The sequence below is a fragment of the uncultured Acidovorax sp. genome (assembly GCF_964021665.1).
GTDB classification, from domain to species: domain Bacteria; phylum Pseudomonadota; class Gammaproteobacteria; order Burkholderiales; family Burkholderiaceae_C; genus Acidovorax; species Acidovorax temperans.
Map to the genome: position 1 here is coordinate 1 of NZ_CAXIAK010000037.1, position 15,529 is coordinate 15,529.

Consider the following 15,529-nt stretch of genomic DNA (forward strand, 5'->3'; position numbering starts at 1 on the left):
GCGCGCATCAGCGGCACGCCCAGCACCGAAGCCGTGGTGGGCGACAGGCCCACGCTCACGCTACCCGTGAGCCGTGCCTGCGCCGCCGCCCGCGCCGCCTGGTCGGCATGGCGCAGGGCCAGTTGGGCCTCGCGAAAGAACGCGAGCCCCGCTTCGGTCGGCACCGCACCCTTGGCCGTGCGCTGCAGCAGCCGGGTGCTCAGCTCGCTCTCCAGCCGGCTGATCTGCTGGCTCAGCGCCGACTGCACCATGTCCAGATCCACCGCCGCCCGGCCCATGGAGCCGAGTTCGACGATGCGGACGAAGTAGCGGAGTTGGCGCAGTTCCATGGGGCGTGATGGTCGCACAGTTGCGGGCCTTGCCACCGCACGCTGGCAGGCGGCCTGGGCAAGTCACCCGCAAGTCGCCCGCAAGTCACCTGTGCGGCAAACCCCAGCCCCTTCTGTCATGGGCATTCCATAGACTTGCCGCCTAGTGCGACATTGCCCCACGCCGCCCGGCTTGGGCCTAGTCCACTGAATCCTTGAAATCGGCGGTGCGCCAGGGCTGCGGCGGGATGCACGGCAAGGCGCATGCTGCAGCCAAGGCTGGCCGCCTTGGCAAAGCATGCAACGCAGCCGGGCGCCCGCTGCAACCCCGGCCCGCAGGGTGAGGGTCTGGCAAGGCCGCACTCGTCGTTGCCGTGCTCGCCGGGTGTCCAACCCGGCTGCGCCCGGCGCCTAGATTGCGGCCTTGCCAAACCCTCACGCACCGCCGATTTCAAGGATTCAGCGGACTAGGATGCACGGCATTGGCACCATCGCTTTCGGGCGGTGGAACGCTGCGCGTCCTGCATTCACCCACCCTCTGCCCATGGTTGCCACCGTCATTCTCGGCATGCTTTGCGTGCATCTGCTGTGCTTTAGCACCATGTTCCTGCTGATCAGCAAACGGCTGGACGGCAACCGCATGGGCATGGAGGTGTTTGCGCTGGGCAATCTGCTGCTGGGCGTGGCGTATGCCTTGCAGCTGGTGGGCGGCGTCGCCGACCACCGCGCTATCGGGTTCATCAACCACACCATGACGCTGGGCGCCCCCGTGGCCTACGCGCTGGGCGCGGCCCGCTTCTTCAACCGCCCCGAGCCCGTGCTGCGCCCCCTGCTGGCGGTGGCGGGGCTGTACACCGCTGCGCAATTACTGGTGCAGTTCACCCTGGGCACACAGGCCCGCCATGCCATGCTGGCTGGCGCCTGCGCGCTGCTTTTTCTGGCGATGGTGGTGGCGCTGCTTTATGGCATGCGCTCGTTCGCCAAAGACATGCGGGCCGAGATGACGGTGTTTGCCGTGCTGATCGCCGGTATCTGCGGGCTGAACGCGGCCAAGCTGGTGATGATCCTGCACTCCGGCTTGCCCGCCCTGGACATGAACAGCGGCTTCCAGACGGTGTTCTACGTCTACATGTCGTTCCTGGGCACGGTGCTGCCGCCCTGCATGGTGTGGCTGGTGCTGCGCCGCCTGACCGATGAACTGCGCGTGATGGCCACCCAGGACCCCCTCACCGGCCTGCTGAATCGGCGCGGGCTGATGGCCTGCCTGGAGATGCATTTCCGCTCGCGCACGGCGGGCAGTGCGCACCTGCTGATCGTGGACATCGACCACTTCAAGCGCATCAACGACACCCATGGCCACCAGATGGGCGACCTGGTTCTGGGCCGCGTGGCCCAGGTGCTGCAGGCCACCGCGCGCAAGGGCGACCTCATCTGCCGCCTGGGGGGCGAGGAATTCCTCGTCGTGGCACTGGACATCGAACCAGCCGGGGCATGCCAACTGGCCGAACGCTTGCGCGAGGCAATCAGCCACAGCGAAGTGCCCAGCATCTCTGCCCAAGGTCCCATCCGGTGCACCGTCACCATCGGGGTATCGGAAAGCTTCTCGCACCCGCAGGCGCTGGATGCGGTGCTGCAGCAGGCCGACGCGGCGCTGTACCGGGGCAAGGCATCAGGCCGCGACCGGGTCGAGAGCGCCTTCGCCCCGCTCCCGCTGCCCGCCTGAAGCCCCACGCAGCGGCGATGCCGCCATCAAAAATACAATCGGGGCAATGACTTCCCCTACCAAACAGCGCGTTGTCGTCGGCCTCTCCGGCGGCGTGGACTCGGCCGTGACCGCCTACCTGCTCAAAAAGCAGGGCCATGAGGTGGTCGGCATCTTCATGAAAAACTGGGAAGACGATGACGACAGCGAGTACTGTTCGTCCAACATCGACTTCGTGGACGCCGCCGCCGTGGCCGATGTGATTGGCATCGAGATTGAGCACGTCAACTTCGCGGCCGACTACAAGGACCGGGTGTTTGCCGAGTTTCTGCGCGAATACCAGGCCGGCCGCACGCCCAACCCCGACGTGCTGTGCAACGCCGAGATCAAGTTCAAGGCCTTTCTGGACCACGCCATGCGCCTGGGGGCCGAGAAGATCGCCACCGGCCACTACGCCCGCGTGCGCCACAACCTGGCCACCGGCCTGCACGAACTGCTCAAGGGCCTGGACCCGAGCAAGGACCAGAGCTACTTTTTGCACCGCCTGAACCAGGCGCAGCTGTCCAAGACGATGTTCCCCGTGGGCGAGCTGCACAAGACCGAGGTGCGCCGCATTGCCGAAGAAATTGGCCTGCCCAATGCCAAGAAGAAGGACTCCACCGGCATCTGCTTCATCGGCGAGCGGCCCTTCCGCGAATTTTTGAATCGCTACATCAGCCACGCGCCCGGCCCCATCCTGGACGACCGGGGGCGCAAGCTGGGCCAGCATGTGGGCCTGAGCTTCTATACCCTGGGCCAGCGCCAGGGCCTGGGCATCGGCGGCGTGAAGGAAAAAGGCGCCGGGGCGAAAGCACCGTCTGGCCAGCCGGTGCGCGGCGGCGGCGACCATGAGCCCTGGTACGTGGCCCGCAAAGATCTGGAGAAAAACACGCTGCGTGTGGTGCAAGGGCATGACCACCCCTGGCTGCTGTCGCACCGCCTGGTGGCACAAGACGTGAGCTGGTGCGCAGGCCACGCGCCCACGCCCGGCAGCTATGCCGCCAAGACCCGCTACCGCCAGCAGGACGCCGCCTGCACGCTGGAAGCTGCGCCCGAGGGCTTTGCCCTCACCTTCTCCGAAGCGCAGTGGGCCGTAACGCCCGGCCAAAGCGCGGTGCTGTATGACGGGGACGTGTGCCTGGGCGGCGGGGTGATTGCGGCGGTAGACAGCACGCCCACCGCCTGAGGCCTGGTGGGGCATTTGTGATGCCACTCAATTTTTACTATCAAAAATATAGCTGCTAGCGCTTACCCATCAAGCGCTGGAAGCCATTTTCTTCAAAAATTGGAGCGTTTACCTTGGGGCGTGCGTGTAGCCCGGCCGCCCAAGAAAAAAGCCCCGTAGCGCCATGGCTGCGGGGCTTTTGTTCACGGTGCTCAACAAGTGCCGCGATGGATGGCCTCAGAACGGAATGTCGTCGTCCATGTCGTCAAAGCCCGACGCGGCGCGCGGAGGCTGTGCCACGGGCGCTGGCGCTTGGCGGGGTGCGGGTGCGGCCATGGGGCGTGGTGGGGGGGCTGCGCGGCGGGGGGCCTGCTGCTCGTAGCCGCCACCGCCCTGGTCGCCGTAGCCGCCGTCGTCGTAGCCACCTTGCTGGCCGCCACCTTGGCCGCCCATGCCTTGGCGGCCACCGAGCATCTGCATCTGGTCGGCGCGGATTTCGGTGCTGTACTTTTCAACGCCGGACTGGTCCGTCCACTTGCGGGTGCGCAGGCTGCCTTCCACGTACACCTGCGAGCCCTTGCGCAGGTACTGGCCCACGATTTCGGCGAGGCGGCCGTTGAAGACCACGCGGTGCCATTCGGTGGCTTCGCGCATTTCGCCAGTTTGCTTGTCTTTCCACTTGTCGGTGGTGGCAATCGTCACGTTGGCCACTTGATCGCCGCTGGGAAACGTGCGCATTTCGGGGTCGCGGCCCAGGTTACCGACGATGATGACTTTATTGATGGATGCCATAGCTGTACCTTGCAATGAAAAAGCGCCGGATTTGAAGAAATTTCCGTGCGCCAGATGGAAGAAAGCCGCCATTGTGCCGCAACCGGCCCGCTGGCGGCAGGCCCGGCGCAGCATCCAGATGCTGTGTTGCTAACGCGCCCTCGGGCGGGTTTTCAGTGCCCGGCGCCAGCCTCGTTGCGCCCCACGGGGCGCAGCTTCCAGGACGCGGCCAGCCACAGGGCCATGAGGGCAGTGGTGGCGGCAAACAGGCCCACGGGGCCCGACCATTTCACCAGCGCGCCCCCCAACGCCCCACCGGCAAACAGGCCCAGCGACTGCAGCGTGTTGTAGCTGCCCAGCGCCGCGCCCCGCACCTGGGGCGGTGCCATGCGCGACACCAGGCTGGGCTGGCTGGCCTCCAGCGCGTTGAATCCGCAAAAGAACACAAACAGCAGTGGCCCCAGCACCCACAGCGATGGCACGGCACCGCTGGCAGACAGCACCCCCAGCCCGGCCTGCACCACCAGCACCAGGCCGATGGCGCCCAGCAGGGCGACGCGCAGACGGCCCCGGCGCTCCAGCGCAAACAGGCCTCCCATGGCCACAAACGACAGCACCACGGCCGGCAGGTACACCTGCCAGTGCTGGTCCTTGCCCAGCCCGGCCTGCACCAGCATGGCTGGCACGGCCACCCACATCGACAGCTGCACGGTGTGCAGCACAAACACGCCCAGGTTCAGCCGCAGCAAATCAGGGTGCGCCCACACATCGGCCAGGCGGCCACGGGGCGCGTTCTTCAGTTCCGCCGGTTCGGGCGGCACCCACCACAGCACCACAGCCACACCGGCCAGGGCCAGCGCACAGGTCAGGCCAAACAGGCCCGACAAACCCAGCGCCGCCGTCAGCACCGGCGCGGCCACCAGGGCCACCGCAAACATCAGCCCAATGCTGCCGCCCACCAGCGCCATGGCCTTGGTGCGCACGGCATCGCGCGTCTGGTCGGCCAGCAGCGCCGTCACGGCGGCCGACACTGCGCCTGCGCCTTGCAGCGCACGGCCCAGCAGCAGACCGGTGAGCGAATCCGCCAGCGCCGCCAGCAGGCTGCCTGCGGCAAACACCAGCAGGCCCAGCACAATCACGCGCTTGCGGCCAAAGCGGTCAGACGCCATGCCCAGCGGCAGTTGCAGCACCGCCTGCGTCAGGCCATAAATGCCCATGGCCAAGCCCACCAGGGCAGGGTCATCCCCGCCGGGGTACTTGCGGGCCTCCAGCGCAAAAACGGGCAGCACCAGAAACAAGCCCAGCATGCGCAAGGCAAAAATCAGCGCCAGGCTCACGCTGGAGCGGCGCTCCAGCGCGGTCATGCGCTCTGCGGGGGGTGCGGGGCGGGTTGCAGCCGCGTGGGGCAGGGAGGAAGAAGAATCCGGCACGGTGTGCACTGTGGCCTAGTGATGCAAAGCAGGATTTTCACCGATTGGCACAGGCAGCGCTGAAAGCCCGCCAGAGACACTGACCGCCACGAACTGCCCAGCCCTCGAAAAGCCCAGGCAGACACCCCCGCAGGGAAAAAGCGGCTGGCCTATCATGGTGGGTTTTCTTGCCCTCTGCGACTTGCCGCCCGTGACCGACTCTTCTGCCCCCACATCGCCCGCTGACGGCACCTACCTCGCCCGCGCCCTGCGCGAGCAGCGCATCAGCATCCGTGGCGCGCGCACGCACAACCTCAAGAACATCGACCTGGACATCCCCCGCAACCAGCTAGTAGTGATCACGGGGTTGTCGGGGTCGGGCAAGTCCAGTCTGGCGTTTGACACGCTGTATGCCGAGGGGCAGCGGCGGTATGTGGAGAGCCTGTCGGCCTATGCGCGGCAGTTTCTGGGGCGGCTCGATAAGCCCGATGTGGACCTGATCGAGGGCCTGTCACCCGCCATCAGCATCGAGCAGAAGGCGACCAGCCACAACCCGCGCTCTACCGTGGGCACGGTGACCGAGATTCACGACTACCTGCGCCTGCTGTACGCCCGCGCGGGCACGCCGTTTTGCCCCGACCACGGCCTGCCGCTGGCAGCGCAGACGGTGAGCCAGATGGTGGACGCCGTGCTGGCGCTGCCCGAGGACACCAAGCTCATGATCCTCGCCCCGGTGGCGCGGGAAAAGAAGGGCGAGTTCACCGAGCTGTTTGCGCAGATGCAGGCGCTGGGCTACATCCGCTTTCGGGTGGACGGGCAGATTTACGAGCACGAGAACCTGCCGCAGCTCAAGAAGACAGAGAAGCACGACATTGACGTGGTGATCGACCGCGTGAAGGTGCGTGCCGACCTGCAGCAGCGCCTGGCCGAGAGCATTGAAGCGGCCCTGCGTATCGGGTCAGGTGTCGGCGGCCACGACGGCAACGGCCGTGTGCTGGCGCTGGAGATGGACACGGGGCAGGAGCACCTGTTCAGCAGCAAGTTCGCCTGCCCGGTGTGCAGCTATTCGCTGGCCGAGCTGGAGCCGCGCCTGTTCTCGTTCAATTCGCCCATGGGTGCCTGCCCGGCGTGCGATGGGATTGGCCAGCGCGAGGTGTTTGACCCGGTGCGTGTGGTGGCCTTCCCATCGCTCAGCCTGGCCAGCGGGGCCATCAAGGGTTGGGACCGGCGCAATGGCTATTACTTTGCGATGCTGGAGAGCCTGGCCAAGCACTACGCCTTTGACATCGAGGCCCCGTTTGAATCGCTGCCCGCGCCGGTGCAGCACGCCATCCTGCATGGCTCGGGCGAGGAAGAGATTGCCTTCAGCTACATCATGGACAGTGGCGCCCAGAAGGGCAAAACCGTCACCAAGAAGCACCCCTTCGAAGGCATCATCCCCAACATGGCCCGCCGCTACCGCGAGACCGATTCGGCGGTGGTGCGCGAAGACCTGGCGCGCTTTCGCAGCACCCAGCCCTGCCCCGAATGCCACGGCGTGCGCCTGCGCCGCGAGGCCCGCCATGTGAAGGTGGGTGAAGGCGAACAGGCCCGCGCCATCTATGAAGTGAGCCACGCCACGCTGAGCGACGCCCATGCTTGGTTCCACACTCTGAAGCTCACCGGCGCCAAGGCCGAGATTGCCGACAAGGTGGTGCGCGAGATCGCCACGCGCCTGCAGTTCTTGAACGACGTGGGCCTGAGCTACCTGAGCCTGGACCGCAGCGCTGAAACGCTCTCGGGCGGCGAGGCGCAGCGCATTCGCCTGGCCTCGCAAATCGGCTCGGGCCTGACGGGCGTGATGTATGTGCTGGACGAGCCCAGCATCGGCCTGCACCAGCGCGACAACGACCGGCTGATCGCCACGCTGCAGCACCTGCGCGACATCGGCAACAGCGTGATCGTGGTCGAGCACGACGAAGACATGATGCGCGCCGCCGACCATGTGATCGACATGGGCCCCGGCGCGGGCGTGCACGGCGGGCGGGTGATGGCGCAGGGCACCTACGACGAGGTGCGCGCCAATCCGCAGTCGCTCACCGGCCAGTACCTGTCGGGCACGCGCACGATTGCCGTGCCAAAGCGTCGCACACCGTGGCTGCCCGTGCTGGACCAGCCCGCGCCGGTCGCCGAGACCAAAGCCAAATCGCGCTTTCCACAAACCGAGGCCAGCAAGCGCCGTGCCGAACGCATGGCAGAGCACCACGCACGCCAGGGCGCCGTGCAGGCGCTGCGCGTGGTTGGCGCCACGGGCAACAACCTCAAAGGCGTTACGGTGGACTTCCCCGTGGGCCTGCTCACCTGCGTGACGGGGGTCTCAGGGTCGGGCAAGAGCACGCTGGTCAACGACACGCTGTACGCCGCAGTGGCGCGGCAGATTCACCGCGCGCACGAGGAACCGGCCGAGCACGAGGAGATCGTGGGCATCGAGTATTTCGACAAGGTCATCAACGTAGACCAGAGCCCCATTGGCCGCACGCCACGCAGCAACCCTGCGACTTACACCGGCCTGTTCACGCCGATCCGCGAGCTGATGGCCGAGACCAACACCGCCAAGGAACGCGGCTACGGGCCGGGGCGCTTCAGCTTCAACGTGTCGCAATCCTCCGGCGGAGGCCGCTGCGAGGCCTGCCAGGGCGACGGTGTGGTGAAGGTGGAGATGCACTTCTTGCCCGACGTGTACGTACCCTGCGACATCTGCCACGGCCAGCGCTACAACCGCGAGACGCTGGAAGTGCTGTGGAAGGGCAAGAACATCGCCCAGATCCTGGAGCTGACGGTGGAGGACGCGGCGGCCTTCTTCCAGGACGTGCCGACCATTGCGCGCAAGCTGCAGACGCTGCTGGATGTGGGCCTGTCGTACATTCGCCTGGGCCAGGCGGCGACTACGCTCTCGGGCGGCGAGGCGCAGCGCGTGAAGCTGGCGCAGGAGCTGTCCAAACGCGACACGGGCCGCACGCTCTACATCCTGGACGAGCCCACCACCGGCCTGCACTTTGCCGACATCGACCTGCTGCTGAAAGTGCTGCACCAACTGCGCGATGCGGGCAACACCATCGTCATCATCGAACACAACCTCGACGTGATCAAAACCGCCGACTGGCTCATCGACATGGGCCCCGAAGGCGGCGCGGGCGGGGGCACCGTGGTGGGCGTGGGCACGCCCGAGGAACTGGCGGCCAACCCGGCCAGCCACACGGGGCGGTATCTAGCACCATATCTGCGCAAAGAATCTGAATGAAAACGAGCTCTAGCGCTTATCCTGCAAGCGCTAGCAGCTATTGATTCAGTAGCAATCTACCTTCGCATCACTGCAGGTGGCGGGCCACCTCGGCGTCCAGCGATCCCATGAAGGTTTCCACCGCGCGGGTGTAGTCGCTGTCCAGGCCCAGCCGGGCATTGATCTCGCCGTGGCTCAGAGGCTGGGGCAGCACTTCGGCGCGGCCGCCCTGGCTGCGCACGTGGCGGGCCATGGCTTTGGCCTGGGCGCAGGGCTGGTCTGCGCGCTGGGTGGAGCACACCATCTGCAGCGGGGGCGCGCCCACCGTCCACTGGTGGAACGGGGACAGCGCGGCCCAATGGGCGGGGTCGCTACCAAACGCATCGTCATACAGCCGCAGGTGCCGCGCGCGCATGGCGGCGGGCACGTTCATCACGGCACTGTCGAGCGCCACGGCGCCCAGCCACGGCACCGCCCCTTCGCGCTGGGCCTGCGGCGCGTGGGCGTTGAGCAAGGCCACCAGATGGGCGCCTGCCGAATGGCCCATGAGGATGAAGCGGCCGGAATCCCCGCCCCAGGTGCTGGCACGCTGCTGCGCCGCCACCAGGGCAGCCTGCACATCGCGCGCCTGCGCCGACACGGGAGCCGCAGGCAGCATGCGGTAATTGGCAGAGATGAGGATGAAGCCCTTGGGCACCCAGCGGTTCACCTTCTCCTGCACCACGCGGCCCATGGCCTTGTCGCCAATCCGCCAGCCACCGCCGTGCACCATGAAGATGACGGGTGCAGGCTGCGCGCTGGCGCCTGCGGTAGTACCTGCAGGCACATACACATCCAGGCGCTGGGCCGGGTCTGGGCCGTAGGGCACGTCGGCAATGCGCTGCACCCCGGCCGGTAGCGGCGCGGAACGCTGCTGGGCATGGGCAGGCCAAGCCGCGGCGACAACCCACAAGGTGGCGACCGCCACAACGGCTTGGCGAAGGAATAGCCGGTGCAGCGGGAACGGACTGGCGGACACGGATCCTCCGAAAACCGAAACAAGCATAAATGGCCTGTAGCGCTTGATAGATAAGCGCAAGCAGCTATGTATTCAATAGCAAATCAATGCACCCGCGCAGCCAGCTTGCGGTACAGCGTCTGGCGGCTGATGCCCAGCTGGCGGGCAGCCTGCGAGACATTGCCGCGCGCGCTTTGCAGCGCCTGGTCGATGGCGGCGCTGGAGAGCTCTTGCAGGCTGAGCACCGCTGCCGCAGGCACCGGCCTGGCGGTGGTCAGCCCTGGCAGCCTTGCGGACAAGGGCGGGGCCGCCGTTTGCAGCGCCTGCACGATGTCGTCGCCCAGGTGCTCCCAGCCCAGTGTATTTTCGTCCTCGGCCAGCATGGCGCAGGCCGTGCGCAGCACGCTGGCGTATTGGCGCAGGTTGCCGGGCCAGGGGTGGGCGGCCAGGCGTTGCAGCAGGTCAGGCGCCACCTGCACGGGGTGGGGCAGACCCTGCTCGGTGGCCAGGTCGGCCAGCAGTTGCTCCGTCAGGGCGGCGAAGTCGGTGCGCTCGCGCAGGGCGGGCAGCTGCACCGTCAGGCCGTTGAGGCGGTAGTACAAGTCGTGCCGGAAGCGCCCCTGCTCGGCCGCCTGCAGCAGCTGGCAATGCGTGGCGCTGATGAGGCAAAAGTCCACCGGCACGGCGTGGCCTGCGCCCACGGGCGTCACGCTGCGGTCTTGCAGCACGCGCAGCAGGCGGGTTTGCAGGGGCAGCGGCATATCGCCGATTTCATCCAGGAACAGCGTGCCGCCGTGGGCCTCGCGCAGGCGGCCCAGGCTGCCTTCCTTGCGGGCACCGGTGAAGGCACCGGCCACATGGCCGAACAGTTCGGATTCGATGAGGTGCTCGGGGATGGCCGCGCAGTTGATGGCCACGAAGGGCCCGGCGCGGCGTGGGCCGCTGGCGTGCAGGGCGCGCGCAAACACTTCCTTGCCCACGCCCGATTCGCCCTGGATGAGCACCGCAATGGGCTTGCCCACCACGCGGCGCGCCTTGTCGGCGGCGGCACGCCAGCGGGCGTCGCCCGTGTCCAGCCGGGCCAGGGCGTCGTCGGCGGATTCGTTGGCGGCGGGGGCACCCGGCGTGCCGCGCACCCAGCGGGCGGCGGGCCAGGCGGCAGCGTCGAGCTGCACCTGCGCATACAGCAGCGCCCCACCGCGCAGGCGCAGCGCCTGGGGCTGCTGGGGGCGGCGGTGGTGGTGCGAGAGCAGGTCATCCAGCCGCACGTCCAGCACCTGTGCCAGCGGGGTGGCGCCCACGTCGCCCATGTGCAGGCCCAGCTGGGTGAGGGCCACGCGGTTGGCGCCCACGATCCAGCCATCGGCCGACACGGCCACGATGCCTTCGGCCACGCTGCCAATGCCCTCGGGCTCGCGGTGCAGGTGTAGGCGGACATTGCGCTTGCAGGTGGCCACCAGCAGGCGGTTTTCGATCATGCGGGCCGCAGTGCTGACCAGGCCCAGGGTGTGGGCGTGGCCGTTGCGGTGGTCGCCCGAGATGTCGAGGATGCCCAGCAGCTCGCCCGTGGCCGAGAGGATGGGCGAGGCCGCGCAGGTGAGAAAGCTGTTGCGCTCCAGAAAATGCTCGCCGCCATGCACTTCCACCGCCGTGCCTTCGGCCAGCGCCGTGCCGATGGCGTTGGTGCCCCGGTGGGATTCGTGCCACGAGGCGCCGCAGGTGAGCGCCACGCGCTCGGCCTTGTCCACAAAGCCGGGGCTGCCCAGCGTGTGCATGAGCATGCCAGCCCGGTCGGCCAGCACCACCACGCTGTGGCTGTGGCGCACCTGGTCGAACAGGTATTCCATGATGGGGCGCGAATGCGTGAGCAGGCTGTGGTTGCAGGCCATGGCCTCACGCAGCTCGCCAGGGCTGGGCAAATCGGCCGCTGCGCGCCCGGCAGGGGCCAGGCCTGCGGCCATGCTGCGCCCCCAGGAACGGGCCAGGCGCTCATCCACCAGGCCCGTGGGGCAATGGCCGTGTTCCAGCAAATGTCGCCGGGCCTGTTGCAAGGCCAGCAGGGGGGATGGGGTGGTACGCACGCTGTCTCCTGAACGGGCGTCATGGCACCCGCTTCGAAGGGGCAGTATGGCCGGGTGCGAAAGGCGGGGCAATAGCGTTTGCACAGGGGAACTGTCCAACTGTTCCATTTCGTGACAGGTGTTCTGTGTTGGAACGTAACGCATGGCGCCAACGCGTCACACCACCCCACCCATTCCGTACCAAAACCCAAACAAATCAGCCACTTAGCGCGCAAGCAACCCTTGCCCAGCAGGCATGCAAGGGCTGGCATGGGTCTTGTATAGGTGCTGTCATCTGCCGCCGCAACACGCGCAGCAGATGTCCAAAACACTGACAGGAGACAACACATGACCGTTTACGCAGCCCCCGGCGCCGCTGGCGCCAAGATCGCCTACAAGCCCCAGTACAACAACTTCATCGGCGGCAAGTTCGTGCCCCCCGTCAAGGGCCAGTACTTTGATGTGATCTCGCCCGTCAACGGCAAGGTCTACACCCAGGCCGCCCGCTCTACCGCTGAAGACATCGAGCTGGCGCTGGATGCCGCCCACGCCGCAGCAGACGCCTGGGGCAAGACCGATGCCGCCACACGCAGCAACATCCTGCTGAAGATTGCCGACCGCATCGAGCAGAACCTGGAGCTGCTGGCCTATGCCGAGACGGTGGACAACGGCAAGGCCATCCGCGAGACGCTGAACGCCGACATTCCGCTCACCGTCGATCACTTCCGCTACTTTGCGGGCTGCGTGCGCGCGCAGGAAGGCGCCCTGTCGAACCTCGACGAGAACACGGTGGCGTACCACATCCAGGAGCCGCTGGGCGTGGTGGGCCAGATCATTCCGTGGAACTTCCCCATCCTGATGGCCGCGTGGAAGCTGGCCCCTGCGCTGGGCGCGGGCAACTGCGTGGTGCTCAAGCCCGCAGAGAGCACCCCCATCTCCATCCTTATCCTGGCCGAGCTGATTGCCGACCTGCTGCCGCCCGGCGTGCTGAACATCGTCAACGGCTTTGGCCGCGAGGCAGGCATGCCGCTGGCCAACAGCAAGCGCATTGCAAAAATAGCGTTCACCGGCTCGACCAGCACCGGCCGCGTGATTGCACAGGCTGCTGCCAACAACCTCATCCCCGCCACGCTGGAGCTGGGCGGCAAGAGCCCCAACATCTTCTTTGCCGACGTGATGGACAAGGACGATGCGTTTCTGGACAAGGCCGTTGAAGGCCTGGTGCTGTTTGCTTTCAACCAGGGCGAGGTCTGCACCTGCCCATCGCGTGCGCTGATCCAGGAAAGCATCTATGACAAGTTCATGGAACGTGTGCTCAAGCGCGTGGCCGCCATCAAGCACCAGAATCCGCTGGACACCGACAGCATGATGGGCGCGCAGGCCAGCAAAGAGCAGCTCACCAAGATCCTGAGCTACCTGGACCTGGGCAAGCAAGAAGGCGCCGAAGTGCTGGCCGGTGGCGGCCAGGCCCACCTGGGTGGCGACCTGGAGGGCGGCTACTACGTGCAGCCCACGCTGTTCAAGGGCCACAACAAGATGCGCATCTTCCAGGAAGAAATCTTCGGCCCCGTGCTGGCCGTGACCACCTTCAAGGACGAGGCCGAAGCCTTGGCGATTGCCAACGACACGCTGTACGGCCTGGGCGCCGGTGTGTGGAGCCGCAACGGCAACGTGGCCTACCGCATGGGCCGCGCCATCAAGGCCGGCCGTGTGTGGATCAACTGCTATCACCACTATCCGGCGCATGCGGCCTTTGGCGGCTACAAGGAATCGGGCATCGGCCGCGAAAACCACAAGATGATGCTGGACCACTACCAGCAAACCAAGAACCTGCTGGTGAGCTACAGCGAGAACAAGCTGGGCTTCTTTTAAGCCCATTTGACGGGGGTCAACGGATGGCCTGAGCCCCCCGCTTTGCCAAGCCGCAGCGGGCGTACGATTTTGGCAAAGCAACCCCCTGCCTTGGGCGCTGAGACCTGCTTCTCACGCCCCGGGCCGACCGCCCCGCCACTCGCATGGCGGACCCGGATCGACCCGCAGCACCCCAAGGCAAGGGCAGCCCCGCCCTGCTGCGACACACCGACCCAACCCTTTCCCCATACCTTACCAAGGAGGTTCACAATGACCAGTACGTTCTTCATGCCCAGTGTCAACATCATGGGCGCAGGCTGTCTGCAGGAAGCCATGGTGGCCCTGAAGGGTCACGGCTTTCGCAAGGCGCTGATCGTTACCGACGCCGTGCTCAGCGTGGCGGCGCGCATCCAGGCCCAGCTGGCCGGGCAGCAGATTGCCTCGGTGGTGTTTGATGGCACCCAGCCCAACCCCACGGTGGGCAATGTGCGCGCCGGGCTGGCGCAGCTGAAGGCCGAGCAGTGCGACTTCGTGATCTCTTTGGGCGGCGGCTCGCCGCACGACTGCGCCAAGGGCATTGCCCTGTGCGCCACCAACGGCGGCGAGATTGCCGACTACGAAGGCGTGGACCGCTCTGCCAAACCACAACTACCCCTGGTGGCCATCAACACCACGGCGGGCACCGCCAGCGAGATGACGCGCTTTTGCATCATCACCGACGAAACGCGCCACATCAAGATGGCCATCGTGGACCGCAACGTCACGCCCATCCTGTCCGTCAATGACCCCGAGCTGATGCTGGCCAAGCCCAAGGGCCTGACGGCTGCCACCGGCATGGACGCGCTGACCCACGCGGTGGAGGCCTATGTGTCCACCGCCGCCACGCCCATCACCGACGCGTGCGCGCTGAAGGCGGTAGAGCTGATTGCCCGCCACCTGCGCACCGCCGTGAACCATGGCGACGACCTCAACGCCCGCGAGCAGATGGCGTATGCGCAGTTCCTGGCAGGCATGGCGTTCAACAACGCATCGCTGGGCTATGTGCATGCCATGGCGCACCAGCTGGGCGGTTTCTACGACCTGCCCCACGGCGTGTGCAATGCGCTGCTGCTGCCGCATGTGGAGGCGTTCAACGTGCCCACATCGGCCGCACGTCTGCGCGATGTGGCGCACGCCATGGGTGTGAACGTGGCGGGGCTGGATGCCGAAGCGGGCGCACAGGCCTGCCTGGCCGCCATCCGCCAGCTGGCGCTGGATGTGGGCATTCCCAAATGCCTGGCCGACCTGGGCGTGAAGGAAGCGGACATTCCGCTGCTGGCCGCCAATGCATTGAAGGATGCCTGCGGCCTGACCAACCCGCGCACCGCCACGCAGGCGGACATTGAAGGCATCTTCCGTGGGGCCATGACGGCCTGACGCCATGAAGGCCATGGACGCCGTGGATTCCACACACGCCAGCGGCACCCCGCCACCCCCACGGGTGGTGGCCACGCCCGCCGCGCTGGAGCTGCTGGCCTTGCTGCAAGCCAAACACGGCCAGGACCTGATGTTCCACCAAAGCGGGGGCTGCTGCGACAACAGCGCCGCCAACTGCTACCTGCCCGGCGAGATCACCATGGGTGCGGGCGATGTGTACCTGGGCGACATTGGCGGCTGCCGCTTCTACATGGGCAAGGCCCAGTACGAAACCTGGAAGCACACGCAGCTCATCATCGATGTGATCGACGGGCATGGCGGCGGCACCTTCTCGCTGGAGGGGCCCGAGGGCAAGGCCTTTCACACCCGCTCGCGGGTGTTCAGCCCCGAAGAACTGGCGGCCCTGGGCATCCAGGCGCCTGCGCCTTGATCTGTGGGGATTGAGAAGAAATCGGCTTCCAGCGCTTATCTAGCAAGCGCAATTAGCTATCAATACAATAGCAAACAAGCGCCGCCGTGCTGGCAAGCCTGCCGGTGCGGCGGGCTGCCTTG

The 15,529-nt window shown here is 66.6% G+C and carries 11 protein-coding genes; 6 read left to right on the plus strand and 5 right to left on the minus strand.

What is annotated here, in order from left to right; genetic code table 11:
- Positions 1 to 329: LysR family transcriptional regulator (locus tag AADJ04_RS09825; RefSeq protein ID WP_341239504.1), on the minus strand; the 329-nt coding region annotated here is incomplete at its 3' end.
- Positions 330 to 852: 523 nt separating this feature from the next.
- On the opposite strand from AADJ04_RS09825, the gene AADJ04_RS09830 reads away from it, so the two are divergent.
- Both AADJ04_RS09830 and mnmA read left to right on the plus strand, forming a co-directional pair.
- Entirely contained in the window at positions 853 to 2,031 is a 1,179-nt protein-coding gene (locus tag AADJ04_RS09830) for a GGDEF domain-containing protein (RefSeq protein ID WP_341239505.1), read from the plus strand.
- Between the two features lie 46 nt (positions 2,032 to 2,077).
- Positions 2,078 to 3,235, plus strand: a complete 1,158-nt coding sequence (mnmA, locus tag AADJ04_RS09835; protein ID WP_341239506.1) for a tRNA 2-thiouridine(34) synthase MnmA — start codon at positions 2,078 to 2,080, stop codon at positions 3,233 to 3,235.
- Positions 3,236 to 3,451: 216 nt separating this feature from the next.
- Here the strand turns inward: mnmA and ssb are convergent, their stop codons facing one another.
- Together ssb and AADJ04_RS09845 are read right to left on the minus strand one after the other, a co-directional pair.
- Positions 3,452 to 4,006, minus strand: coding sequence for a single-stranded DNA-binding protein (gene ssb / locus AADJ04_RS09840; protein WP_341239507.1), 555 nt, complete (start codon positions 4,004 to 4,006; stop codon positions 3,452 to 3,454).
- A 152-nt stretch (positions 4,007 to 4,158) separates the two neighbouring features.
- The gene (locus tag AADJ04_RS09845) at positions 4,159 to 5,349 is read right to left on the minus strand and encodes an MFS transporter (protein WP_341239520.1); all 1,191 of its coding nucleotides are present in this window, start codon (positions 5,347 to 5,349) and stop codon (positions 4,159 to 4,161) included.
- 220 nt (positions 5,350 to 5,569) lie between these two features.
- On the opposite strand from AADJ04_RS09845, the gene uvrA reads away from it, so the two are divergent.
- Positions 5,570 to 8,674, plus strand: a complete 3,105-nt coding sequence (gene uvrA / locus AADJ04_RS09850; protein ID WP_341239508.1) for an excinuclease ABC subunit UvrA — start codon at positions 5,570 to 5,572, stop codon at positions 8,672 to 8,674.
- A gap of 67 nt (positions 8,675 to 8,741) precedes the next feature.
- Here uvrA and AADJ04_RS09855 read toward each other — a convergent pair whose 3' ends face one another.
- Positions 8,742 to 9,671 (minus strand): alpha/beta hydrolase, encoded by a 930-nt coding sequence (locus AADJ04_RS09855; protein WP_341239509.1) that lies wholly within the window; start codon positions 9,669 to 9,671, stop codon positions 8,742 to 8,744.
- 83 nt (positions 9,672 to 9,754) lie between these two features.
- On the minus strand, positions 9,755 to 11,731 hold the full coding sequence (locus tag AADJ04_RS09860) for a sigma-54-dependent Fis family transcriptional regulator (RefSeq protein WP_341239510.1): 1,977 nt from the start codon (positions 11,729 to 11,731) through the stop codon (positions 9,755 to 9,757).
- A 327-nt stretch (positions 11,732 to 12,058) separates the two neighbouring features.
- On the opposite strand from AADJ04_RS09860, the gene AADJ04_RS09865 reads away from it, so the two are divergent.
- From AADJ04_RS09865 to AADJ04_RS09875, 3 genes are all read left to right on the plus strand, one after another.
- Positions 12,059 to 13,582: an aldehyde dehydrogenase family protein gene (locus tag AADJ04_RS09865; protein WP_341239511.1), complete on the plus strand. Its 1,524-nt coding sequence runs from the start codon at positions 12,059 to 12,061 to the stop codon at positions 13,580 to 13,582.
- 249 nt (positions 13,583 to 13,831) lie between these two features.
- A complete protein-coding gene (gene yiaY, locus AADJ04_RS09870) occupies positions 13,832 to 14,977 on the plus strand; it encodes an L-threonine dehydrogenase (RefSeq protein ID WP_341239512.1) in 1,146 nt (381 codons plus the stop codon).
- Between the two features lie 4 nt (positions 14,978 to 14,981).
- Entirely contained in the window at positions 14,982 to 15,407 is a 426-nt protein-coding gene (locus AADJ04_RS09875) for a DUF779 domain-containing protein (protein WP_288483852.1), read from the plus strand.
- The last annotated feature ends 122 nt before the right edge of the window (positions 15,408 to 15,529 follow it).